General features: G+C 75.8%; 27 protein-coding genes. 6 read left to right on the forward strand and 21 right to left on the reverse strand.

Features of this window, described 5'->3' with window-relative positions; genetic code table 11:
• Positions 1-107 precede the first annotated feature (107 nt).
• From ACI79L_RS05520 to ACI79L_RS05530, 3 genes are read left to right on the forward strand one after another with little or no spacing between them, the layout of a single operon-like run.
• The gene (locus ACI79L_RS05520) at positions 108-746 is read left to right on the forward strand and encodes a TrmH family RNA methyltransferase (protein ID WP_456935809.1); all 639 of its coding nucleotides are present in this window, start codon (positions 108-110) and stop codon (positions 744-746) included.
• A 32-nt stretch (positions 747-778) separates the two neighbouring features.
• On the forward strand, positions 779-1,543 hold the full coding sequence (locus ACI79L_RS05525) for a polyphosphate kinase 2 family protein (protein WP_456935810.1): 765 nt from the start codon (positions 779-781) through the stop codon (positions 1,541-1,543).
• A complete protein-coding gene (locus ACI79L_RS05530; RefSeq protein WP_456935811.1) occupies positions 1,540-2,670 on the forward strand; it encodes a GNAT family N-acetyltransferase in 1,131 nt (376 codons plus the stop codon). Before ACI79L_RS05525 ends, ACI79L_RS05530 begins: the two co-directional genes overlap by 4 nt.
• Here the strand turns inward: ACI79L_RS05530 and ACI79L_RS05535 are convergent.
• The 5 genes from ACI79L_RS05535 to rpsB all read right to left on the reverse strand — a co-directional run bounded on the left by ACI79L_RS05535 (position 2,634) and on the right by rpsB (position 7,070).
• Positions 2,634-3,572 carry a phosphatidate cytidylyltransferase gene (locus ACI79L_RS05535; RefSeq protein WP_456935812.1) on the reverse strand — a complete coding sequence of 313 codons (939 nt, stop codon included), beginning with the start codon at positions 3,570-3,572 and terminating at the stop codon, positions 2,634-2,636. The genes ACI79L_RS05530 and ACI79L_RS05535 overlap by 37 nt on opposite strands.
• Before the next feature lie 202 nt (positions 3,573-3,774).
• Complete coding sequence (frr, locus tag ACI79L_RS05540) at positions 3,775-4,332, reverse strand: ribosome recycling factor (RefSeq protein WP_387993397.1); 558 nt, start codon at positions 4,330-4,332, stop codon at positions 3,775-3,777.
• Between the two features lie 71 nt (positions 4,333-4,403).
• On the reverse strand, positions 4,404-5,192 hold the full coding sequence (gene pyrH / locus ACI79L_RS05545) for a UMP kinase (RefSeq protein ID WP_456935813.1): 789 nt from the start codon (positions 5,190-5,192) through the stop codon (positions 4,404-4,406).
• Positions 5,193-5,331: 139 nt separating this feature from the next.
• Positions 5,332-6,147 carry a translation elongation factor Ts gene (gene tsf, locus ACI79L_RS05550; RefSeq protein WP_456929899.1) on the reverse strand — a complete coding sequence of 272 codons (816 nt, stop codon included), beginning with the start codon at positions 6,145-6,147 and terminating at the stop codon, positions 5,332-5,334.
• Positions 6,148-6,212: 65 nt separating this feature from the next.
• The gene (gene rpsB, locus ACI79L_RS05555) at positions 6,213-7,070 is read right to left on the reverse strand and encodes a 30S ribosomal protein S2 (protein ID WP_456935814.1); all 858 of its coding nucleotides are present in this window, start codon (positions 7,068-7,070) and stop codon (positions 6,213-6,215) included.
• 301 nt (positions 7,071-7,371) lie between these two features.
• Here rpsB and ACI79L_RS05560 point away from each other — a divergent pair, with 301 nt between their 5' ends.
• Positions 7,372-7,884: a M23 family metallopeptidase gene (locus ACI79L_RS05560; RefSeq protein ID WP_456935815.1), complete on the forward strand. Its 513-nt coding sequence runs from the start codon at positions 7,372-7,374 to the stop codon at positions 7,882-7,884.
• 48 nt (positions 7,885-7,932) lie between these two features.
• A complete protein-coding gene (locus ACI79L_RS05565) occupies positions 7,933-8,538 on the forward strand; it encodes a TMEM175 family protein (RefSeq protein ID WP_456935816.1) in 606 nt (201 codons plus the stop codon).
• Here ACI79L_RS05565 and ACI79L_RS05570 read toward each other — a convergent pair.
• The 6 genes from ACI79L_RS05570 to ACI79L_RS05595 all read right to left on the reverse strand — a co-directional run bounded on the left by ACI79L_RS05570 (position 8,463) and on the right by ACI79L_RS05595 (position 13,917).
• Entirely contained in the window at positions 8,463-8,837 is a 375-nt protein-coding gene (locus tag ACI79L_RS05570) for an antibiotic biosynthesis monooxygenase family protein (protein WP_456935817.1), read from the reverse strand. The genes ACI79L_RS05565 and ACI79L_RS05570 overlap by 76 nt on opposite strands.
• 7 nt (positions 8,838-8,844) lie before the next feature.
• Positions 8,845-9,648, reverse strand: coding sequence for an RNA polymerase sigma factor WhiG (gene whiG, locus ACI79L_RS05575; RefSeq protein ID WP_456935818.1), 804 nt, complete (start codon positions 9,646-9,648; stop codon positions 8,845-8,847).
• 72 nt (positions 9,649-9,720) lie between these two features.
• Entirely contained in the window at positions 9,721-10,656 is a 936-nt protein-coding gene (locus ACI79L_RS05580; RefSeq protein WP_456935819.1) for a tyrosine-type recombinase/integrase, read from the reverse strand.
• 131 nt (positions 10,657-10,787) lie between these two features.
• Positions 10,788-12,044, reverse strand: coding sequence for a DNA-processing protein DprA (gene dprA / locus ACI79L_RS05585; protein WP_456935820.1), 1,257 nt, complete (start codon positions 12,042-12,044; stop codon positions 10,788-10,790).
• Positions 12,041-13,561: a YifB family Mg chelatase-like AAA ATPase gene (locus ACI79L_RS05590; protein ID WP_456935821.1), complete on the reverse strand. Its 1,521-nt coding sequence runs from the start codon at positions 13,559-13,561 to the stop codon at positions 12,041-12,043. Before ACI79L_RS05590 ends, dprA begins: the two co-directional genes overlap by 4 nt.
• Positions 13,558-13,917, reverse strand: a complete 360-nt coding sequence (locus ACI79L_RS05595; RefSeq protein ID WP_456935822.1) for a YraN family protein — start codon at positions 13,915-13,917, stop codon at positions 13,558-13,560. The genes ACI79L_RS05590 and ACI79L_RS05595 overlap by 4 nt, the downstream gene beginning before the upstream one ends.
• Positions 13,918-14,080: 163 nt before the next feature.
• On the opposite strand from ACI79L_RS05595, the gene ACI79L_RS05600 reads away from it, so the two are divergent.
• Positions 14,081-15,058: an SDR family oxidoreductase gene (locus ACI79L_RS05600; protein ID WP_456935823.1), complete on the forward strand. Its 978-nt coding sequence runs from the start codon at positions 14,081-14,083 to the stop codon at positions 15,056-15,058.
• Positions 15,059-15,104: 46 nt separating this feature from the next.
• Here ACI79L_RS05600 and ACI79L_RS05605 read toward each other — a convergent pair whose 3' ends face one another.
• The 10 genes from ACI79L_RS05605 to rpsP form a co-directional block, all read right to left on the reverse strand.
• Entirely contained in the window at positions 15,105-15,425 is a 321-nt protein-coding gene (locus tag ACI79L_RS05605) for a DUF2469 domain-containing protein (protein ID WP_456929888.1), read from the reverse strand.
• Positions 15,422-16,177, reverse strand: a complete 756-nt coding sequence (locus ACI79L_RS05610; protein WP_456935824.1) for a ribonuclease HII — start codon at positions 16,175-16,177, stop codon at positions 15,422-15,424. The genes ACI79L_RS05605 and ACI79L_RS05610 overlap by 4 nt, the downstream gene beginning before the upstream one ends.
• A 234-nt stretch (positions 16,178-16,411) precedes the next feature.
• Complete coding sequence (locus tag ACI79L_RS05615; protein ID WP_456935825.1) at positions 16,412-17,140, reverse strand: LuxR C-terminal-related transcriptional regulator; 729 nt, start codon at positions 17,138-17,140, stop codon at positions 16,412-16,414.
• A 245-nt stretch (positions 17,141-17,385) separates the two neighbouring features.
• Positions 17,386-18,291 (reverse strand): signal peptidase I, encoded by a 906-nt coding sequence (gene lepB, locus ACI79L_RS05620; protein ID WP_456935826.1) that lies wholly within the window; start codon positions 18,289-18,291, stop codon positions 17,386-17,388.
• A gap of 87 nt (positions 18,292-18,378) precedes the next feature.
• Positions 18,379-18,735 carry a 50S ribosomal protein L19 gene (gene rplS, locus ACI79L_RS05625; RefSeq protein ID WP_387993438.1) on the reverse strand — a complete coding sequence of 119 codons (357 nt, stop codon included), beginning with the start codon at positions 18,733-18,735 and terminating at the stop codon, positions 18,379-18,381.
• 194 nt (positions 18,736-18,929) lie between these two features.
• Positions 18,930-19,415: an NUDIX domain-containing protein gene (locus ACI79L_RS05630; RefSeq protein ID WP_456935827.1), complete on the reverse strand. Its 486-nt coding sequence runs from the start codon at positions 19,413-19,415 to the stop codon at positions 18,930-18,932.
• A gap of 22 nt (positions 19,416-19,437) precedes the next feature.
• A complete protein-coding gene (gene trmD, locus ACI79L_RS05635) occupies positions 19,438-20,181 on the reverse strand; it encodes a tRNA (guanosine(37)-N1)-methyltransferase TrmD (protein ID WP_456935828.1) in 744 nt (247 codons plus the stop codon).
• The gene (rimM, locus tag ACI79L_RS05640) at positions 20,178-20,708 is read right to left on the reverse strand and encodes a ribosome maturation factor RimM (protein WP_456929882.1); all 531 of its coding nucleotides are present in this window, start codon (positions 20,706-20,708) and stop codon (positions 20,178-20,180) included. The genes trmD and rimM overlap by 4 nt, the downstream gene beginning before the upstream one ends.
• 10 nt (positions 20,709-20,718) lie before the next feature.
• A complete protein-coding gene (locus ACI79L_RS05645; RefSeq protein WP_387993447.1) occupies positions 20,719-20,955 on the reverse strand; it encodes an RNA-binding protein in 237 nt (78 codons plus the stop codon).
• Positions 20,956-20,958: 3 nt separating this feature from the next.
• Positions 20,959-21,438 carry a 30S ribosomal protein S16 gene (rpsP, locus tag ACI79L_RS05650; RefSeq protein WP_456935829.1) on the reverse strand — a complete coding sequence of 160 codons (480 nt, stop codon included), beginning with the start codon at positions 21,436-21,438 and terminating at the stop codon, positions 20,959-20,961.
• Between the last annotated feature and the right edge of the window lie 16 nt (positions 21,439-21,454).

Raw genomic sequence — 21,454 nt, forward strand, 5'->3', positions numbered from 1 at the left:
CGGTCATCTGATGCTCACCCCGTGGAGTGGTCATCGTGCCCCACGGACCCGACCGGGTGGCGGAGGCGCGGCCGGGCGGCGGGGCGCGGCCCGCTAGCGTCGGGCGGGTGTCCGAGGCCGAGCGCGCACCCGTCCCGCTCGACTCGGTCGGCGTCGGCCCGTGGGAGGGGCCGTGGCCGGAGGACCCGCGCTACGACCCCGAGCTGCTGGCGCACGGCGACCGGCGCAACGTCGTCGACCGGTACCGCTACTGGACCGTCGAGGCGATCGTCGCCGACCTCGACCTGCGCCGGCACGGCTTCCACGTCGCCATCGAGAACTGGCGGCACGACCTCAACATCGGGACGGTCGTGCGCACCGCCAACGCGTTCCTCGCCGCGGAGGTGCACGTCGTCGGCCGGAAGCGGTGGAACCGCCGGGGCGCGATGGTCACCGACCGGTACCTGACCGTGCGGCACCACCCCGACGCCGCCGCGCTCGGCGCCTGGGCGCGGGATCGGGGCGTGCCGGTGCTCGCCGTCGACAACCTGCCCGGCGCCCGGCCGATCGAGACCGCCGTCCTCCCCCGGTCCTGCGTGCTGCTGTTCGGCCAGGAGGGCACCGGGCTGTCGGAGGAGGCGCGGGCGGTGGCCGACGACGTGCTGTCCATCGCCCAGTTCGGCTCGACCCGCTCGGTGAACGCCGGCGTCGCGGCGGGGATCGCCATGCACGCCTGGATCCGCCGGCACGCGCAGCTGCCGACCTGACAGCGCGGGCCGCATGGGCCAGTCTCTGCGGGGTGGGCCGACTCGACGACGTGGACCTCACCCTCCGGCTGGGCAAGCGCGAGGCCAAGGACCAGCTGACCGCCGCGCAGCAGCGCCTGGTGCACCTGCGGCTGTTCCTCGGCGGGCAGCTGGGCACCCCGCTCGGACCGCCGGTCTGCGTGCTGTTCGAGGGTTGGGACGCCTCGGGCAAGGGCGGCGCGATCAAGCGGCTGGTCGACCAGCTCGACCCCCGGCACGTGCGGGTGGCCCAGTTCGCCGCCCCGTCGTCGAACGAGAAGCGACACCACTTCCTGTGGCGGTTCTGGCCCGTGCTGCCCGGCTGGGGCGGCATGGCCGTCCTCGACCGCACCTGGTACGGCCGGGTGCTGGTCGAGCGGGTGGAGGGGTTCGCCTCCGAGGAGGCCTGGCGGCGGGCCTACGGCGAGATCGTCGACCTGGAGACCACGCTGGCCGCCGAGGGCATGGTCCTGGTGAAGTTCTGGATGCACGTCTCCCCCGAGGAGCAGCTGCGCCGCTTCGAGTCCCGCGCGGCCGACCCCTACCGGGCCTGGAAGCTGACCGACGAGGACTGGCGCAACCGGGAGAAGCGCCCGGCGTACGAGGCCGCCGTCGAGGAGATGCTCGAGCGCACAGACCACCCGGCGGGCCGGTGGACGCTGGTCGCGGGCGACGACAAGCGGTGGGCGCGGGTGGCCGTCGTCCGCACCGTCTGCGAGGCGATCGAGAAGGCGCTGGCCGCGCGCGGGATCGACCCGGACGAGACCCCGGGGGCATGAGCGTCCTGGCCCACCTGTGCGCCCCGGCCGACTGGCGGGCCGCACTGTCCGCCGGTGCGGTGCCGCCCGCCGGGGCGCCGTTCGTGCACCTGTCGCACCCGGAGCAGGTGCACCTGCCCGCCGCGCGGCTGTTCCCGGGCCGGCGCGACCTGGTGCTGCTCGTCGTCGACCCGGCCCGCCTGACCCACCCGGTGGTCGAGGAACCCGGCGTCGCCGCCGACCCCGCCGGCATGCGCTTCCCGCACCTGTACGGCCCGCTGCCGACCGCGGCGGTGCTCGCCGTCGTGCCCTACCGGCCGCCCGTGCCGCCGGTCCTGCCCGCGCCGGACGACGCGCTGGGCCGGGCGCTGGCGCACGGGTTGTCGCTGCGCACCCGGCGGGCCGCCGAGGTGCGCGACGTCCCCGGCGGGGTCGCCGTCCTCGACCCGCGCTTCGCGCACTCCCGCGACGACAACCGGCTGGTGCTCGACGACCCCGTCGACGCCGCCACCGTGGCGCGGACGGCCGGTGAGGTCGCCGCGGACGCGGGCCGGCCGGCCCGGGCGGCGGTGCTGCGTTGGCGCGGCGCCGGCAAGGTCGCCGCCGAGCTGGCCGCGGCCGGCTGGGAGGCCGGGGAGCTGGTGGTCATGGCCCGCCCTGCCACCCCCGGCCTGCCCGGGGCCGAGCGGGCCGAGGTGGTCGCGCAGGAGGAGGTGCACCCGCTGTGGGAGGCGGGGTGGCGGCGCGACCTGGCCGGGATCCCGGACCTCGACGAGGTCGTCGCCCAGCTGGTGGGCCGGGAGTCCCGCAACGACCGGGTCGTCGCGGTCAGCGACGTCGTGGTGCGGGAGGGCGGCCGGGTCGTGGCCGCCGGGCAGCTGCGGGTCGACGGCGCGACCGCGGCGGTCGAGTCGGTGATGACCGAGCCCGCCGCCCGCGGGCGCGGCCACGCCGACGCCGTCCTCGCCCGGCTGCTGGAGCTGGCCGCGGGCGCCGGCTGCGACCTCGCCGTCCTCGAGGCCGACGCCGGCGACTGGCCGCGCCGGTGGTACGCCCGCCGTGGCTTCGCCGCGGTCGGGTCGACGTGGGAGCTCAGCGCCCCGTGGCCGCCTCAGCCGGGCGGCGCGACCCAGGACAGCAGCAGGTAGGCCACCGCCGCCGAGGGCAGCAGGCTGTCGAGCCGGTCCATGATCCCGCCGTGGCCCGGCAGCAGGTTGCCCATGTCCTTGATGCCGAGGTCCCGCTTGATCAGCGACTCGCCGAGGTCGCCCAGCGTGGCGGTCACCGCGAGCGCGACGCCGACGAGCACGCCGCCCCACCACGGGCCGTCGAGGGCGAGCACGACGATCGGGGTGGCGACGGCGACGCAGGCCACGACCGACCCGGCCATGCCCTCCCACGACTTCTTCGGGCTCACCGACGGCGCCATCGGGTGCCGGCCGAACAGCACGCCCGCGGTGTAGCCGCCGACGTCGTTGCCGACCACGGTGGCGATGAACGCGAGCACCCGCGCGACGCCGTCGTCCGGGACGAGCAGCAGGACCGCGAACCCGGCCAGCAGGGGCACGTAGAGGGTGACCAGAACGCCGGCGGCGGCGTCGCGGCGGTAGTCCGCGGGGCCGTCGCCGAGCCGCCAGAGCAGCACCGCGACGACGGTGAGCAGGAAGCCGACGACGAGGCCGTCGGGGCCGCGGGTCCACGCCAGCGCCAGCATCGCGACGGCGCCGACCAGCACCGGGGCGAGCGGCGGCCGGGCGCCGCCGGCCTGGAGCGCGCGGACGAGCTCGACGATGCCGACGAGGATCGCCGCGACGATGACCAGCAGGAACGCCGGCCGGTAGACCAGCAGCGAGGCGAGGATGACCGCGCCGAGGCCGAGGCCGACGCCGATGGCGGCGACCAGGTCACGCCCGGCCCGGCCGCCCTTGCGCGGCTCCGGCCCGGTGCCGGCGTCGCCGCCGGCCGCGTCGCCGCCGGCCGTGTCGGGGCCGGGCGCCGCCGGCGCCTCGGGCACCGGCGGGACGGCGATGCCGGCGGCCGGCACCGCCATCTCCTGGGTGCCCGGCGCGGGGGACCCGGGGGCCGTCGCGATCGGGCCGGTCGGCGGAGCCGCCGGCCGGAGCGGGCCGGGCGGCGGGGGCGGCGGCGAGGGACGCCGGACCACGGGGATCGGCCCGGTGTCGGCGTCCCCGGACGGGCCGGCCCCGGCGGCGTCGGGACGGGAGGTCATGGCAGGGATCGGGGCGAGCGGCTCAGACCTCGAGCAGCTCGGACTCCTTGTTCTTCACGGCCTCGTCGATGGCCGCCACGTGCTGGGCGGTGAGGTCGTCGAGCTCCTTCTCCGCGCGGCGCACGTCGTCCTCGCCGGCCTCGCCGTCCTTGGCGATCCGGTCGAGCTCCTCCTTGCTGCGGCGGCGCACGTTGCGGATGGCGACCTTGGCGTCCTCGCCCTTGGACCGGGCCTGCTTGACCAGGTCGCGGCGGCGCTCCTCGGTCAGCTGCGGGAAGACCACGCGGATGATCTGCCCGTCGTTGGTCGGGTTGACGCCCAGGTCGCTGTCGCGGATGGCCTTCTCGATGGCCGACAGCTGGCTGTTGTCGTAGGGCTTGATGACCGCCATGCGCGCCTCGGGCACCGTGATCGACGACATCTGCGGCACCGGGGTCGGGGCGCCGTAGTAGTCGACCAGGACCTTGTTGAACATCGAGGGCGCCGCGCGGCCGGTGCGCACCGAGCCGAGGTCCTCCCGCGCGACCGACAGGGCCTTGTCCATCCGCTCCTCGGCGTCGAGCAGGGTGTCGTCGATCACGGTCTCTCCTCCTGCGGCGGGATCGTCCCCGCCGTCGTCCTGCGGTGCGGCGTGCGCGTTCCGGCGCGCGCTCAGCTGATCAGCGTCCCGATCCTCTCACCTGCCACCGCGCGGGCGATGTTGCCGTTCTCCAGCAGGTTGAAGACGACGATCGGCATCTGGTTGTCCATGCACAGGCTGATGGCCGTGGCGTCGGCGACCTTGAGCTGGTCGGCGAGGACCGTGGCGTAGTCGAGCTCGTCGTACATGGTCGCCGCCGGGTTGGTGCGCGGGTCGTCGTCGTAGACGCCGTCGACGCCGTTCTTGGCCATGAGCAGCACCTGGCAGCCGATCTCCAGCGCGCGCTGGGCGGCGACGGTGTCGGTGGAGAAGTACGGCATGCCGGCGCCGGCGCCGAAGATGACCAGCCGGCCCTTCTCCAGGTGCCGGACGGCCTTGCGCGGGATGTAGGGCTCGGCGACCTGGCCCATGGTGATCGCCGTCTGCACCCGGGTCTCCAGGCCCACCTGCTCGCAGAAGGCCTGCAGCGCCAGGCAGTTCATGACCGTGCCGAGCATGCCCATGTAGTCGGCGTGCCGGCGGTCCATGCCCGCCTGGGACAGCTCGGCGCCGCGGAAGAAGTTGCCCCCGCCGACGACGACGGCGACCTGCGTGCCGCCGTGGACGACCTCGGCCAGCTGGGTGGCGATGTCGTGGACGATCTTGGAGTCGACGCCGACGTTGCCGCCGCCGAAGGCCTCACCCGAGAGCTTGAGCAGCACCCGCTGGTAGCCGGCGCCGTCGGCCGGCTGGAAGGCGCTCGGGGCCGACAGCGGCGGGTGGGGTGCCTCGGTCGTCTGCGTCGTGGCGGTCTCGGTCAACAGCTCTTCCCTCGCTCGACGTCGTTCTTCGTGATCCTGACAGAGTGCCCGGCGCTCGCCAGCCGGACCCGGACACACCACCGGCCCCGTCCCGGGGATGGGGCGGGGCCGGTGGCGCGATGTCTCCGTCGCCTGCGGCTCAGGCCTGGCCGACCTCGAAGCGGGCGAACCGCTGCACGGTCAGGCCGGCCTCGTCGATGACCTGCTTCACCGTGCGCTTGGGCTCGGTGATCGACGGCTGCTCGAGCAGGACGAAGTCCTTGTAGTAGGCGTTGACCCGGCCCTCGACGATCTTGACGATCGCCTGCTCGGGCTTGCCCTCCTCCTTGGCCGTCTGCTCGGCGACCCGGCGCTCGGTCTCGACGGCCTCCGCCGGGACCTCCTCGCGGGACAGGAAGCGCGGGCGGGCGGCGGCGATGTGCATCGCCAGGGCGCGCGCGGCCTCCTCGTCGCCACCCTGGTACTGGACGGCGACGCCGATGGCCGGGGGCAGGTCGGTGGCCCGCTTGTGCAGGTACACCGCGGTCGGGCCCTCGAAGGTGGCGAAGCGGGAGAGGACGAGCTTCTCGCCGATGCGGGCGGACTCGGCCTCGATGAGCTTGGCGACGGTCTGGCCGTCGACCTCGGTGGCCATCAGGGCGTCGAGGTCGGCCGGCGACTGCTCGAGGACGATCTCGATGAGCCGCTCGGCGAGCGCCACGAAGTCGGCGTTCTTGGCGACGAAGTCGGTCTCGCAGTCGAGCTCGAGCAGTGCGCCGTGCTTGCTGACGACGATGCCGTTGGTCGTGGAGCGCTCGAGGCGCTTGCCGACGTCCTTGGCGCCCTTGATGCGCAGCAGCTCGATGGCCTTGTCGTACTCGCCGTCGGCCTCGGTGAGGGCCTTCTTGGCGTCCATCATGCCGGCGCCGGTGGCGTCGCGGAGCCGCTTGACGTCGGCGGCGGTGAAGGCAGGCATGTCACTTCCTCGTCGGTGGGGAGGGGTGGGCGTCCCGAGGGCGCCCGAGGGCGGCGCGGGAGTTCTCAGGCCTCGCCGGCGGCGGGGGCCGGGGCGGTGGCGGAGGTGTCCGAGGGCTGCTCGGTCGCGGCCTCGGCGCCACCGGTCAGCAGCTCGCGCTCCCAGTCCGGCAGCGGCTCGTCGCCACCGATGGCCTGCTCGGCGCCGTCCTCGCGGCCGGCGTTGGCCTGCGCGGCCGAGCGGGCCATGAGGCCCTCGGCGACGGCATCGGCGATCACGCGGGTCAGGACGTTGATGGCACGGATCGCGTCGTCGTTGCCCGGGATCTTGTAGTCGACCTCGTCGGGGTCGCAGTTGGTGTCGAGGATCGCGACGACCGGGATGCCCAGCTTGCGGGCCTCGCCGACGGCGATGTGCTCCTTCTTGGTGTCCACGATCCAGATGGCGCTGGGCACCTTCTGCATGTCGCGGATGCCGCCGAGGCTGCGCTCGAGCTTGGCCTTCTCGCGGGTCAGGCCCAGCTGCTCCTTCTTGGACAGGCCGGCCATCACGCCGGTCTGCTCCATGTCCTCGAGCTCCTTGAGCCGCTGGAGCCGCTTGTGGACGGTGGAGAAGTTGGTGAGCATGCCGCCCAGCCAGCGCTGGTTGACGTAGGGCATGCCGACGCGCTGCGCCTGCTCGGCGACGACCTCCTGCGCCTGGCGCTTGGTGCCGACGAACAGGATCGTGCCGCCGTGCGACACGGTCTGCTTGACGAACTCGTAGGCCGAGTCGATGTACCCGAGCGTCTGCTGCAGGTCGATGATGTAGATGCCGTTGCGCTCGGTGAAGATGAAGCGCTTCATCTTCGGGTTCCAGCGACGGGTCTGGTGCCCGAAGTGGACGCCGCTGTCGAGCAGCTGCTTCATGCTGACGACTGCCATGGGGGCGCAGCCTCTCGTGCTCGCGCGCGGCCGCCGGGCGGCCGCGCTCCTCGGTTGACGCGGGCACCGGGTGGTGTCCCGCCCTGGCGTCCCGCGGCGCCACCGACCCGGGGAGACCGGGACCGAGGTGGGGCTGCCCCGCCGTGCTGGCGGGTGGAGGACGCGCGGAGTCGACCCGTGCAGACGGGTCGCACCGGACAGCATACGCGCCGGGCCGGACCGCTCCTCCCCCGCGTCCGGGCCGTCCACAGGTGCGCGGCCCGGGACCCGCCGCGGCCCGCCGGCGGTGAGTCTCGACGGCGTGCCCGCCCGCCCCCTGCCCGTGCTCCTGCTGGCCTGCGCCGCCCTGCTCGTGCCGGCGCCCGCCGTCGCGGAGCCGGCCGCTCCCGCCGTCCCCGTCGTCGCCGTCTGGACCGCACCGCTCGGCGGGCCGCCGGTCGTCACCCGGCCGTTCGCTCCCCCGCCCTCGCCCTACGGCCCCGGGCACCGCGGCGCGGACCTGGCCGGCGCCCCCGGCGACGTCGTGGTGGCGGCCGGGGACGGCGTCGTCGTCTTCGCCGGGCGAGTGGCGGATCGGCCGGTGGTCAGCGTCGACCACGCCGACGGGCTGCGGACCACCTACGAGCCCGTCGACCCCGCCGTCGCCGCCGGGCAGCGCGTCGCCCGGGGCTCCCGGCTGGGGACGCTGGCAGCCGGGCACGCCGGCTGCCCGGCCGCCGCGTGCCTGCACTGGGGGCTGCGGCGCGGAGAGGTGTACCTCGACCCGCTGTCGCTGCTGCGCCCGCCGCGGGTGCGGCTGCTGCCGCTCGGGTGACGTGCGGGGACCGCTGCCGGACCGGCCGCCGCCCCTAGCCTGCGCGGGGTGCAGACCGAACGGGGCCTCGACCGTTTCGTCACGTTCCTCGACGCGGTCGTCGCCATCGCCATCACCCTGCTCGTGCTGCCGCTGACCGAGCTGCTCGACGGCGCGGAGCCGCGGACCGGCCTCGGCACGCTGCTGGCCGGCGAGGCGTCCCAGATCGGCGCGTTCTTCCTCAGCTTCGTCGTGATCGCGCGGCTCTGGCTGGTCCACCACCGGGTGGTCGAGACCGTCGGGTCCTACGACCCCGCGTTCCTCACGGCCAACCTGCTGTGGATCCTCACGATCGTCCTGCTGCCGTTCGCCACCCAGGTGTCGGCCCGCTACGGCACCGACCGGCCCGCGGTCGCGCTCTACATCGGCACGATCACGCTGAGCTCGTTCTGCCTCACGGCGATCAGCCTGCTGCTGTGGCGGCGCCCCGCCCTGCGCCGCGACGCCGCCGCGCCGGTCGGCCCCCCGTGGCCGTCCCTGGTCGCCAGCGGGCTGTTCCTCGTCGCCCTGCTGGCCGGCTCGCTGCTGCCGGGCGTGCACTACTGGGCGATGTTCCTGCTGTTCCTGTCGGGGCCGATCGAGGCCGCGCTGCGGCGCCGCGTCGCGGCGGCCTGATCCCCGGCCGCCGCCACGTCGGTGAAGTGCTCGACCACGGGGAACGGGTCGTAGAAGGAGTGCAGCAGGGCCTTCCACTCCTGGTAGGCGGCCGAGCCGCGGAACCCCTCGGTGTGGTCCTCCAGCCGGTCCCACTCGACCAGCAGCAGGTAGGTCCCCGGCCGCTCCAGGCACCGGGACAGCCGCAGGGAGCGGAACCCCGGGGACGCCTCGACGATCGGCCGGGCGCGCGCGAAGGCCGCCTCGAAGGCATCCTCCCGGCCGGGGCGGACCGGGAGGAGCGCGTGCTCGAGCACCACCGGCGGCTCAGGCGATGTCGGCGAGCTTGGTGCGCAGGTGCAGCACGGCCTTGGTGTGCAGCTGGCAGATGCGGCTCTCGGTGACTCCGAGGACGCGGCCGATGTCGGCCAGCGTCAGGCCCTCGAAGTAGTAGAGGCTGACGACGACCTTCTCCCGCTCGGGCAGCTGCTCGACGGCGCGGGCGAGCAGCTGGCGGGCCTCGCCGTGCTCGGCCATCGCCTGCGGGTCGAGGGCGTTGGCGTCCTGCAGCGTGTCGACCAGCCGGGGCGCGCCGCCGTCGTCGTCGGTGAGCAGCTCGTCGAGGGCGACGACGTTGACTAGGGAGAGCTGGCCGAGGAACTTGCGCACGTCCTCGACGTCCATCTCCATCGCCGCGGCGATCTCCTCGTCGGTCGGGCTGCGCCGGAGCTGGTTCTCCAGCGTGGCGACCGTCCGCTCGAACTGCCGGGCACGCATCCGCACCGACCGCGGGATCCAGTCGGTGCTGCGCAGCTCGTCGATGATCGCGCCGCGGATGCGGGACATCGCGTAGCTCTCGAACTTGACCTCGCGCGAGGGCTGGTAGCGGGTGATCGCGTCGATGAGCCCGAAGGTGCCGTAGGAGACCAGGTCGGCATGCTCCACGTGCGCCGGCAGGCCGCTGCCGACCCGGCCGGCGACGTACTTGACCAGCGGCGCGTAGTGCAGGATCAGCCGGTCGCGCAGCTCGGGGGCGCGGTCGGCGACGTACTGCGCCCACAGCTCGGCCAGCGCGGCGTCGGCGTCCTCCTCGGACTCGCCGCCGATCCGGTGGATGGTGGCCTCGGGCACGTCGGGTCTCCCGCTTCGTGGTGGCTGGGGGTCCTGCCGGACCCGGGACGGTCGTTCGGGTGGGCGGTCGGCTCAGGCCCGCGGGTGCGCCTGGGCGTGCACCGCACGCAGCCGCTCGACGGTCACGTGCGTGTAGATCTGCGTCGTCGCGAGGCTAGCGTGGCCGAGCAGCTCCTGGACGGAGCGCAGGTCGGCGCCGCCCTCCAGGACGTGGGTGGCCGCGGAGTGCCGCAGCCCGTGCGGGCCGACGTCGGGGGCGCCGGGTGCGCGGGCCACCGCGGCGTGCACGGTCCGGCGGGCCTCGCGCGGGTCCAGCCGCCGCCCGCGCAGGCCCAGCAGCAGCGCCGGGCCGGAGTCGGGAGTGGCCAGCGCCGGGCGGCCCCGGGTCAGCCAGGCGTCGAGCGCCCGCTCGGCCGGCGCGCCATAGGGCACGCTGCGCTCCTTGCGGCCCTTGCCGAGGACCCGCAGCAGCCGGCGGCCGCGGTCGACGTCGTCGACGTCCAGGCCGACCAGCTCGCTGACCCGGATGCCGCTGGCGTACAGCAGCTCGAGGACGACGGCGTCGCGCAGGCCCACGGGGTCCTCGGCGCCGGCGGTGGACTCGACGACGGCGCGGGCCTGGTCGGGGGCGAGCACGTCGGGCAGCGTCCGGTGCGCCTTGGGGCTGACCAGCCGCAGGCCGACGTCCTCGGGGGTGTGTCCCGAGCGGCGCAGCCAGGCGGTGAACGAGCGGGCGGCGGCGGCGCGGCGGGCGGTGGTCGCGCGGCTGGCGCCGCGCGCGCGGCCCTGGGCCAGCCAGCTGCGCAGCGCGGCGAGGTCCAGCTCGTCGACCCGCGTGCCGCCGCGGCGGGCGAGGTGGTCGAGCAGCCAGACGGCGTCGGTGACGTAGCCGCGGACGGTGTGCCCGGACAGGTCCCGCTCGTCCCGCAGCGCGTCCTCGTAGCCCTCGAGCGCGGCCGCGAGCGCCGGCGGCAGCGCGGCGCGGGCGTCGGCGGTCCGGGCGGTCACGCTCCGACCGTCCGACGGCACCGTCCGTGGGTCAAGCCGCCGCGCCGTCCGGTCGCGCGCGACGGATGTCGCACGCGACGCGGGACCCGCCGGTCGGGCCCCGGCGGGCCCCCGCCGGGTCAGCGGCCGGGTCAGCGGCCGCGTCCCTCCCGCGGCGGTGGCGCCAGCCGCCAGCCGGTGCCGGTCCACTGCACGAGCTCGGCGATCTCCAAACCGGGCAGCACGCGCATCGCCTCGAGCGGGTCGCAGCCGGCGACCGCGGCCAGCCGCTCGGCACTCACGCCGGTCCGCACCGGGCAGGCGTCGAGCACCCGGCGGGCCAGGTCGGACAGGCCGTCGCGCGGTGACACGGGCCGGTGCGCCGGCGCGGCGAGGTCGTCCCCGAGGCTGCCGACGGCCTCGATGACCTGCGCGGCGTTGCTGACCAGCCGGGCGCCGGACTCCTGCTCCCGCAGCAGCTCGTGGCAGCCGACCGACATCGCGCTCGTCACCGGACCGGGCACGACCAGCACCTCCTTGCCCAGGGCGCGGGCGCGCCGGGCGGTCGCCTGCGCGCCGGAGCGGGCCGCGGCCTCGACCACCACGGTGCCGCGGGTGAGCCCGGCGATGATCCGGTTGCGGACGAGGAAGCGGTGCCGGTGCGGAGCCGCGCCCGGCGGCCACTCGCTGACCAGCAGGCCGCCGCCGCTGACGATGCGCGCGAACACCGCGGAGTGGGCGGCCGGGTAGGCCCGGTCGACCCCGCAGGCGAGCACGACCACGGTGGGGGCGCCCGCGGCCAGCGCGCCGCGGTGGGCGGCGACGTCGATGCCGTACGCGCCGCCGGAGACGACCGTCCAGCCGCGCTCCCCCAGCTGCGCGCCGAGGTCGGCGGCCACGTGCTCGCCGTAGGCCGTGGACGCCCGCGCGCCGACCACGGCCACGGAGCGGTCGACGGCCGGCCCGAGCGGCGGGTCGCCGCGCACCCACAGGGCGACCGGCGGGACGAGCGCGGTGGTCCGGTCGCGCCGGCCCGCGCCGTCGCCGTCGGTGTGCGCAGCGACGGTCAGCGCGTGCAGCGGCAGCGCGGGCCACTCGTCGTCCTCGGGGACCACCAGCCGGGCCCCGCACCGCTCCGCCCGGTGGAGGTCGGCGAGGGTGGCGTCCTGCTCGGCGCGCACGCCGACCAGGGCGCGGGCCCGCTCGGGCGCCGCCCCGGCCCGCAGGGCGCGCACCGCGGCGACCGGGCCGACGTCGTCGACCCACCGCCACAGGGCCACCGAGCCCGGCTCCGCGGCCCGGGTCAGCCAGGCGCGGGCGCGCCGGATGCCGGGGACCGCCACCCCGTCGACCGCGGCCGGGCCGGCGAGGGCGTCCTCGAGGTCCTCGTCGAGGGTGGGCGCACTCATGCCGCCACCCGCTGCAGCCGCATCCCCAGCGCCTCGGCGACGTCGCCGCCGTCGGGGACCGCGCGCCCGGCGAGGTCGGCCAGCGTCCAGGACACCCGTAGCACGCGGTCCAGCCCGCGGACCGACAGCAGGCCGCGGTCCAGCGCCCGCTCGGCCAGCGCCAGCGCCGGCCGCGGCACCGCCCAGCGCTCGCGCAGCAGCCGCCCGGGCACCTGGCTGTTGAGCAGCAGGCCGGTGCCGTGCAGCCGGGCGGCGGCGGCTCCCCGGGCGGCCGCGACGCGGGCCGCCACCGCGGCGGTCGGCTCCGGGGGCGCCCCGGTGTCCAGCCAGGCGGCGCGGGTGACCGGCGGCAGCTCGATCCGCAGGTCGATGCGGTCCAGCAGCGGGCCGGACAGCCGGGACTGGTAGCGGCGGCGCTCCAGCGGGCTGCAGGTGCACGCGGAGTCGCCGGCCGCGCTGGCGCACGGGCACGGGTTGGCGGCGAGCACCAGCTGGGCGCGGCACGGGAAGGTCGCTGACCCGGCGGCCCGGCTGATCGTGACCTGGCCCCGCTCGAGGGGCTGGCGCAGCGTGTCCAGCGTCGCGCGGGCGAACTCCGGCGCCTCGTCCAGGAACAGCACGCCGCGGTGGGCGCGGCACAGGGCGCCGGGGCGGATGGCGCCCGAGCCGCCGCCGACGAGGGCGGCCATGGTGGCCGAGTGGTGCGGCGCCTCGAACGGCGGCCGGCTGAGCAGCGGCGCGTCCGGCGGCAGCGTGCCGGCGACCGAGTGGATGGCGGTGACCTCGAGCGCGGCCCGCTCGTCGAGGACGGGCAGCAGGCCGGGCAGCCGCTCGGCGAGCATCGTCTTGCCCGCCCCCGGCGGCCCGGTGAGGAGCAGGTGGTGCCCGCCGGCCGCCGCGACCTCCACCGCGCGCCGGCCCGCGGCCTGGCCGACGACGTCCCCGAGGTCCGGGGCCGGTGCCGGCGGGGGCAGCGGGCCGCGGAGGTGCGGCGTCAGCCGGGCGCGGCCGGACAGGTGGGCCACCAGGTCGCCGAGGGTGTGCGCGGCGAGGACGTCGACGCCGTCGACCAGCGCGGCCTCCTCCGCGTTGCCGGCCGGGACGACGACGGTGCCGTGCCCGGCCCGGGCGGCGGCCAGCACGGCGGGCAGCACGCCCCGGACCGCGCGCACCGAGCCGTCGAGCCCCAGCTCGCCGAGCAGGACCAGCCCGTCGGCGGCGTCGGCCGGGAGCGTGCCGGCCGCGGCGAGCACGGCGGCGGCCAGCGCGAGGTCGAAGCCGCTCCCCTGCTTGGGCATCGACGCCGGCGACAGCCCGATGGTGATCCGCCGCATCGGCCAGGACGCCCCGGTGTTGACCACGGCCGCGCGGACCCGGTCGACCGACTGGCGCACCACGGCGTCGGGCAGGCCGACCAGGACCACCCCGGGGACGCCGGCGGACATGTCCACCTCGACCTCGACCATCGCGCCGGAAACCCCGGCCAGCCCGACCGACCAGGTGCGGGCGAGCGTCACGAGAACGCCCCGCGCAGGTGGGTGACCAGCGCCGGCGCGGCCGGCCGCACCAGCACGCCGACGACGTCGAAGCGCAGGTCGGGCGCGTGCTCGTCGTGGGCGGCCAGCCACCGCTGGGCCAGCGTGCGCAGCCGCCGCTGCTTGGCCGCGGTCACCGCCTCGACGGGGTGGCCGAAGCCGGTGGCGCGGCGGGTCTTGACCTCGCAGAAGACGATCGCTGTCCCCTCGCGGGCGACGATGTCGAGCTCGCCGTCGCGGCACCGCCAGTTGCGGTCGAGGACGGCTAGCCCGGCGTCGGTGAGGTAGGCCGCGGCGATCGTCTCCCCGCGGCTGCCGAGTTCGGTTCTCGTGGACACCCGCCGACCGTGACCCCGCACGCTCGACGTCCGGGACCTCCCGGCCGTTCTGTGGACGGGGTGAGGGCCTGTGGAGAGGCCCTCGTGCCCTGTCGGTTCCCGCCCACAGGCTCCTAGCGTCGCCGCGTCCCCGGTCCGGGCTCGGCAGGGAGGAGGGACCACCGTGATCCTCGTCGTGGGGGCGACCGGCCAGTTGGGCTGCCAGGTCGTCCGGCTGCTGGCGGCACAGGGCCGTCCGGTGCGGGCAGTGGTGCGCCGGCCGGAGGCCGCGCCCGACATCGCAGCGACCGGCGCGGAGATCGTGGCGGCCGACCTGCGGAAACCGGAGACGCTCGACGCGGCGCTGGCCGGAGTCCGGGGCGTCGTCGCGACCGCCAGCGTGATCGCGCCCACGCAGCGCGGGGACACGCACGCCGCAGAGGTCCGCGGCTACGCCGAGCTGGTGGCCCGGGCCGAGCGGGCCGGGGTGCGCCGCTTCGTGTACGCCAGCGTGCCGGCCGGACCGGTCGACGAGGCCGTGCCACCGGTCCGGGCCAAGCGCCGGACGGAGGAGCGGCTCGCGGCGTCCACGCTGTCGTGGGCATCGCTGCGGCTGGCGCCGTTCACCGAGGTGTGGCTGGCGCTCGTCGGCAGCTCTCTCCCGGTCCGGGCCGAGCTGCGGCCGGTCACGTCACGGCCCTTCCCGTTCCTGCAGCGGTTCCGCCGCCTGACCGGCCGCAGCATCGACGACCACGGCCTCATGCTCGTGCCCGGACCGGCGTCGGCGCGACACGCGTTCATCTCCGTGCACGACGTCGCGCGGCTGATGGTGGCAGCGGCGGACGCCCACGACGTCGACGGCGCCGTGGACGTCGGCGGCCCCGAGGTGCTCACGTGGGCCGACGTCGCCCGGCACTTCGAGGAGGTGCTGGACCGGCGCGTCCGGGTGCTGAGCACGCCCGCCGCGGCCTACGCCGTCGCCCAGCGCGTGCTGGCGCCCGTGGCACCCGCCGCGGCCACCGTCATGGCGCTCGACCGCTTCATGGCCTGCCTGGAGACCCCCTGGGACACCACCGCGCTGACCAGGCGGATGGGCGTCGAGAACATGAGCACCGTCGCGGAGGTGCTGCGCGAGAAGGCGGCCGTCCCCTCACCGGCCTGAGCCGGGAGCGCCCCGGACCTGCGGCGTCCCCGGCCCGGACTGCGGATCAGGACAGGCGCGGCCCCTCGGGCAGCTCGAGGTCGGGCTTGTCCAGCTCCTCGACGTTGACGTCCTTGAACGTCAGCACCCGGACGTTGCGGACGAACCGCGCCGGCCGGTACATGTCCCAGACCCAGGCGTCGGACAGCTTGAGCTCGAAGAACACCTCGCCGCCGGCCTCGCGGACCTGCAGGTCGACGGCGTTGGCCAGGTAGAAGCGCCGCTCGGTCTCCACCACGTAGGTGAACTGCCGGACGATGTCCCGGTACTCGCGATAGAGCTGCAGCTCCATCTCGGTCTCGTACTTCTCCAGGTCCTCGGTGCTCATCGCGGCTCTCCGGAGATCGTGCGCATGCCCCCATCATCGACCATGCCGCCGGCAGCGGTGAGCTGGAGTTCCCGGACGGCGCGCGCGTCGCGGGCGCGGACGACGTTGACGAAGCGCGACCGGTGCTCGGGACAGGGCCCGTGACGCTCCAGCGCGGCGGTGTGCGCCTCGGTGGCGTAGCCCTTGTGCACCGCGAAGTCGTACTCGGGGAAGCGCTCGTGCACGTCGAGCATGATCCGGTCCCGGGTGACCTTGGCCAGCACAGACGCCGCGGCCACGCAGGCGGCGACCCGGTCGCCCTTCCACACGGCCAGGGCCGGCACCCCGAGGCCGGGCACGGAGAAGCCGTCGGTGAGCACGTAGTCCGCCGGCGGGTCCAGCGCGCTGACCGCGCGGCGCAGCGCCTCGAGGTTGGTGACGTGCATGCCGCGCGCGTCGAGGTCGGCGACCGGGATGACCACGACCGACCAGGACAGCGCGCGGTCGACGACCTCGGCGTAGACCCGCTCGCGCGCCGCGGCGGTCAGGAGCTTGGAGTCGGCCAGCCCGGGCACCCGCCCGCGGCGCCCGGGGGGCAGCACGCACGCGGCGGCGACCAGCGGTCCGGCGCACGCGCCGCGGCCGGCCTCGTCGGCGCCGGCGACGGCGGAGAACCCGCGCCGGCGCAGCGAGCGCTCCATGTCCCAGAGCGAGTCGTCGCGGCCCGGGTCGCCGACGGGGTCGGGACGGCGGGTGCGGGCGGCCGGCGTCACGGCGGCCCGGTGAGCGGGGGGAAGACGGCCTGCCATCGCCGTCCGACACTACGACGCCCGGGGGACACGTCCCGTCCCCGGGACGGCGGGACGGGACGGTGCGCAGACGGCGGCGGGCCGGCCCCCGGGGTCAGAGGGGGCCGGCCCGTCGTCCCCGTCCGGCCGCCGAGGAGGCGGACGGCCGGCCGGGGGGCGCCGGACCCGGCGCGGTGCTGCCGGGTCCGGGCGCCGGGATCAGACCTCGGCCGGGGCCGGGGCCGGGGCCGGGACGGTCAGCGCGTGGGCGCCGCAGGTGCAGGTGCCGGAGGAGCGGGAGGACAGGACCAGCGAGACGGCGTGCGCGCGGTCGCGGGCGCCGAGCTTGCGCAGGATCGCCTTCACGTGCGACTTGACGGTGTCCTCGCTGATGAACAGGTTGCGGCCGATCTGCCGGTTGGACTGGCCCTGCAGCAGCTCGTCGAGGACATCCTGCTCGCGCCGGGTGAGCGGCACCTCGGGGGTCAGCGGCTTGCCGACGGGGGCGGCGGCGGGCTCAACGCGGCGGATCTGCGGGTCGACGACGGTCCGGCCGGCGCGGGCGGCCAGGATCGCCCAGCCGAGCAGGGTCGGCGAGGTGTTGAGCATCAGGTAGCCGCGGACGCCGGCGGCGACCGCCTCGTTGACCACGGCCGGGTCCTCGGAGGTGGCGAGGGCGACGACGGCGACCCGCGGGAAGCGGCGGCGCAGGTCGCGGACGACGTTCAGGGTGGCGGCGCGGCCGGCGCCCATCTCGACGACCACGGCGTCGGGTCGGGCGGTCTCGACGAGGGTGAGGGCGCGGCGCAGCTCGCCGGGGGTGCCCACCGACTGCATGCCGGCGGTCTCATTGATCATGCTGACCAGGCCGCGCCGCAGGACGGGGGCGTCGGCGAGGAGGAGCACGCGGGTGACGCCTCGGGTAGCGCTCGCCAGGGGTGCGGACACGACATTCTCCATTTCGGTGGACCGGGTTGCTCTCGACTACTCCATCGGGATGAATGGCGCGGTCCTTGAACACTTCCTGGGGATTTTCTTCGCAGCCCGTATTGGTAGCGCTCGTCACAGGAGAAACCGGAAAGGTGACCGTCTCCCATTTGTCGACTTGGGGACGCCGATCCCGGGAATGGCGCAGGAAAGACGACGGCGCCGTCCCTCGGGGAGGGACGGCGCCGTCGGGAGGCGGGCGGGGGTCAGCCCGGGGGCGGGCGGCGCGACCGGCGCCGGCGGTTCCACGCCGCGACCGGCAGCGCGCCGACGAGGCCCGCACCGAGCGGGAGCACCTGGCCCACGGTGCCCGCGGCGGCGGCCGCCTCCGTGCGCTGGATGTCCGGGGAGTCCAGCGTGCCGAACCGGGACACCGGCCAGACGATGAGCGCGGCCTTGCCGATCACGTCGTCGACGGCGACGGTGCCGCCGTAGCGGTCGCCGACGTGCGAGCGGGAGTCGGCCGAGGCCGACCGGTGGTCCCCCATGACCCACAGCCGGCCCTCCGGCACGGTGACGGGGCCGAAGGCGCGGGACTCCAGCGGGGTGTCCTCGTAGATGTAGGGCTCGTCGAGCGGCTCGCCGTCGACGGTCACCCGGCCCTCGGCGTCGCAGCACTGCACGGTCTGGCCGCCCACGGCGATGACCCGCTTGACGTAGTCGTCCTCGCTCGGCGGCGCCACGCCGACGGCCCGGCCCAGCCACAGCAGCCCGCCGGTGAACCAGTTGGTGGGCTCGGAGACCTCGACCTCGGGCGTCCAGGTGTCCGGCCCCTCGAAGACGACGATGTCGCCGGGCTCGGGGTCGCCGAACCAGTACGGGACCTTGTTGACCAGGACGCGGTCCCCGGTGCAGCCGGTGCAGCCGTGCAGCGTCTGCTCCATCGACCCGGAGGGGATGAAGAAGGCCTGCGCGAGGAAGGTCTTCACCAGCAGCGCGAGCACGAAGGCCACGAGCAGCAGCACGGGCAGCTCGCGCAGCAGCGAGCTCTTCTTCTCCGGCTCGTCCCGCCGCCGCCAGGTGCGGCGGCGGCCACCGGCGTCCGGCCGCTCGGGCGTGGGGTCGTCCCCCGGGACGACGTCGGCGGGCCCTCCGGACCGATCGCTGCTCATCAGGAGCCAGCGTACGGCCGCGGAGGACCCGCCGTGGTCAGGCCGGGTCGGACCGGCCCGGAGTCGTCCGGCCGGAGCCGGGGACGGTCAGCGCGCGACGGTCTCGCGACGCTCCTTGATCTTGGCGGCCTTGCCGCGCAGCTCGCGCAGGTAGTAGAGCTTGGCCCGGCGGACGTCACCGCGGGTCAACACCTCGATCTTCTCGACGACCGGGGTGTGCACCGGGAAGGTGCGCTCCACGCCCACGCCGAAGCTGACCTTGCGGACGGTGAAGGTCTCGCGGATCCCGCCGCCCTGGCGCCGGATCACGACGCCCTGGAAGACCTGGATGCGCGAGCGGTTGCCCTCGACGACGCGGACGTGCACCTTGACGGTGTCCCCGGGGCGGAACTCGGGGATGTCGTCGCGCAGCGAGTCGGCGTCGAGTACGTCCAGGGTGTTCATCGCAGCATTCCTCGGTCTCAGCGTTGGCTCGTCGTCGGCCCGGGCATCGGGGTGCCCCACGCTCCGGACCAGGTGGCTGCGACTCCGGGAGGAGTGCCCGTCGGCGGCGCCTCCGGTCTGCAGCGACTCTCTACTGTGCCACACGGGCGCCACCCTGCCGAGCGCGGGCCGGGCGAGGCTGGTCCCCGGGCCGGTCAGTCGACCACGCGGGGTGGCCGGCGCCACGGCCCGGCCAGCAGCTCGGGCAGCACGCCGGCGAGCTCGCGCGGCGCGAACTCCACGTCCGCCGCGGCGATCTCGGCGGCGGTCCACCAGCGGTGCGGCTCCTCCCCCAGCAGCTCCAGCTCGGTGCGGCCGGTGGCGTCCACCTCGTGGACGACGTCGCGCAGGACGAAGAAGGTCTCCCGCGAGTCGATCTGCACGCCGGCGAACGGCCCGACGTGCCGCCGGAACCACACCGGGCCCTCCAGGGCCGCGGGGTCCACGACCAGGCCGATCTCCTCGGCCAGCTCGCGGGCGGCGGCCTCGCGGACGCTCTCGCCGCCCTCCACTCCCCCGCCGGGCGTGTACCAGAACAGCACGTCGCCGGGCGGGACGGCGGGGTCGGTCAGCCGGGCGCCGAGCAGCAGCACCCGGCCGCCGGGGTCGAGCACGACGACCCGCGCCGTGGGGCGGACCACCGCCCGAGCGACCTCCGCGCGCTCAGGCACCGTCGAGGACCGCCCGGTCGGCGGCCGACAGCGCGTCCTCGGGCAGCGCGGCCAGCAGGTCGGGACGCCGGGTCGCGGTCCGCCGCAGCGACTCCGCGCGGCGCCAGCGGGCGATCGCGGCGTGGTCGCCGGACAGCAGCACCGGCGGGACGTCCAGCCCGCGCCAGGACGCCGGGCGGGTGTAGGAGGGGCCCTCGAGCAGCCCGTCGGCGTGCGAGTCGAACTCGACCGACTCGCGGTTGCCGACGACGCCGGGGATCAGCCGGGTGACCGCCTCGACCATCACCAGCACCGCGGACTCGCCGCCGGCGAGCACGTAGTCGCCGATCGAGACCTCCGACACCGGCCCGGCCGCGGCGGCCCACTCGGCCACCCGCTGGTCGATGCCCTCGTAGCGGCCGCAGGCGAACACCAGCCCGGGCTCGGCGGCCCACTCGGCGGCGACGGCCTGGGTGAACGGGCGCCCGGCGGGCGTGGGCACGACCAGCCGGGTGCCGGGCGGGCGGACGGCCTCCAGGGCGCGCGCCCACGGCTCGGGGCGCATGACCATGCCGGGGCCGCCGCCGTAGGGGGCGTCGTCGACGGTGCGGTGGACGTCGTCGGTCCACTGCCGCAGGTCGTGCACGCCGACGGAGACCAGGCCGCGCTCGGCGGCCTTCCCGAGCAGCGACTGGCGCAGCGGTGCCAGGTACTCGGGGAAGATCGTGACGACGTCGATCCGGAAGGGGGCGCTCACAGGTCGAGCAGCCCCTCGGGCGGGTCGACGACGACGAACCCGCCGGGCACGTCGACGGTCGGCACGATCGCCGTGACGAACGGCACCAGCAGCTCGCCGCCGTCGGGGCGCGCGACGACCAGCAGGTCCGCGCCCTCGTGGCGGACCGCGGTGACCTCGCCCAGCGGGGTGCCGTCGGTCAGCCGGGCGGCCAGGCCGACCAGCTGGTGGTCGTAGAAGGCGTCGGGGTCCTCCAGCGCCGGCAGGTCGGCGACCGGGACCTCGAGCAGGGTGTCGCGGAGGGTCTCGACGGCCTCGCGGCTGTCGTAGCCCTCGAACGCGAGCAGCAGCACCTCGCGGTGCCAGCGGGCGCCGGCGACGGTCAGCGGACCGCGCCCGGCGGGGACGGTGCGCAGGACGGCACCGGGGCGGAAGCGCTCACCGGGGTCGTCGGTGCGGACCTCGACGGTGGCCTCACCACGGACACCGTGGGGCCGGCCGATGCGGCCGACCACCACGGTGTCGGTGGAGGAGTTCTGCGCGTCCAAGCCGCGCGGCTCAGCGCCCGTCGGTGTCGACGACGTCGACCCGCAGGCCGCGACCGCCGACGCCGGTCATGACCGTGCGCAGCGCCTTGGCGGTGCGCCCGCCGCGGCCGATCACCTTGCCGAGGTCGTCGGGGTGGACCCGGACCTCGAGGGTCTTGCCGCGGCGGCCGCCGACCAGGTCGACGGTCACGTCGCGCGGGTGGTCGACGATGCCCTTGACCAGGTGCTCGAGCGCCTCTTCGAGCACGTCTTACTCGGCAGGCGTCGTGGTGGCGCCGGCGGCCGGGCCCTCGCCACCGGCACCGGCGGCCTCGGCCACCGTGGCGGCGGCGTCGTCGGCCTTGGGAGCGGCCTTCTTCTTCGGGGTGGTCGCACCGGCGGCCGGCTCCTCGCCGGCACTGCGGACGGCCTCCTCGTAGAGGGCCTTGCGGTCGGGCTTGGGGGCGGCGACCTTCATGGGCGGCGGGGCCGGCTCGCCCTTGAACTTCTGCCAGTCACCGGTCACGCGGAAGATGGCCGCGACCGGCTCGGTCGGCTGCGCGCCGACACCCAGCCAGTACTGCGCGCGCTCGCTGTCGACCTCGATGAAGGAGGGCTCCTCCTTCGGGTGGTACTTGCCGATCGTCTCGATGACGCGGCCCTCGCGCTTGGTGCGCGAGTCGGCGACGACGATGCGGTAGTACGGAGCACGCATCTTGCCCAGACGCATGAGCTTGATCTTGGTGGCCACGGTGGCTCGGAATCTC

The organism is Geodermatophilus sp. SYSU D00684 (assembly GCF_054050455.1).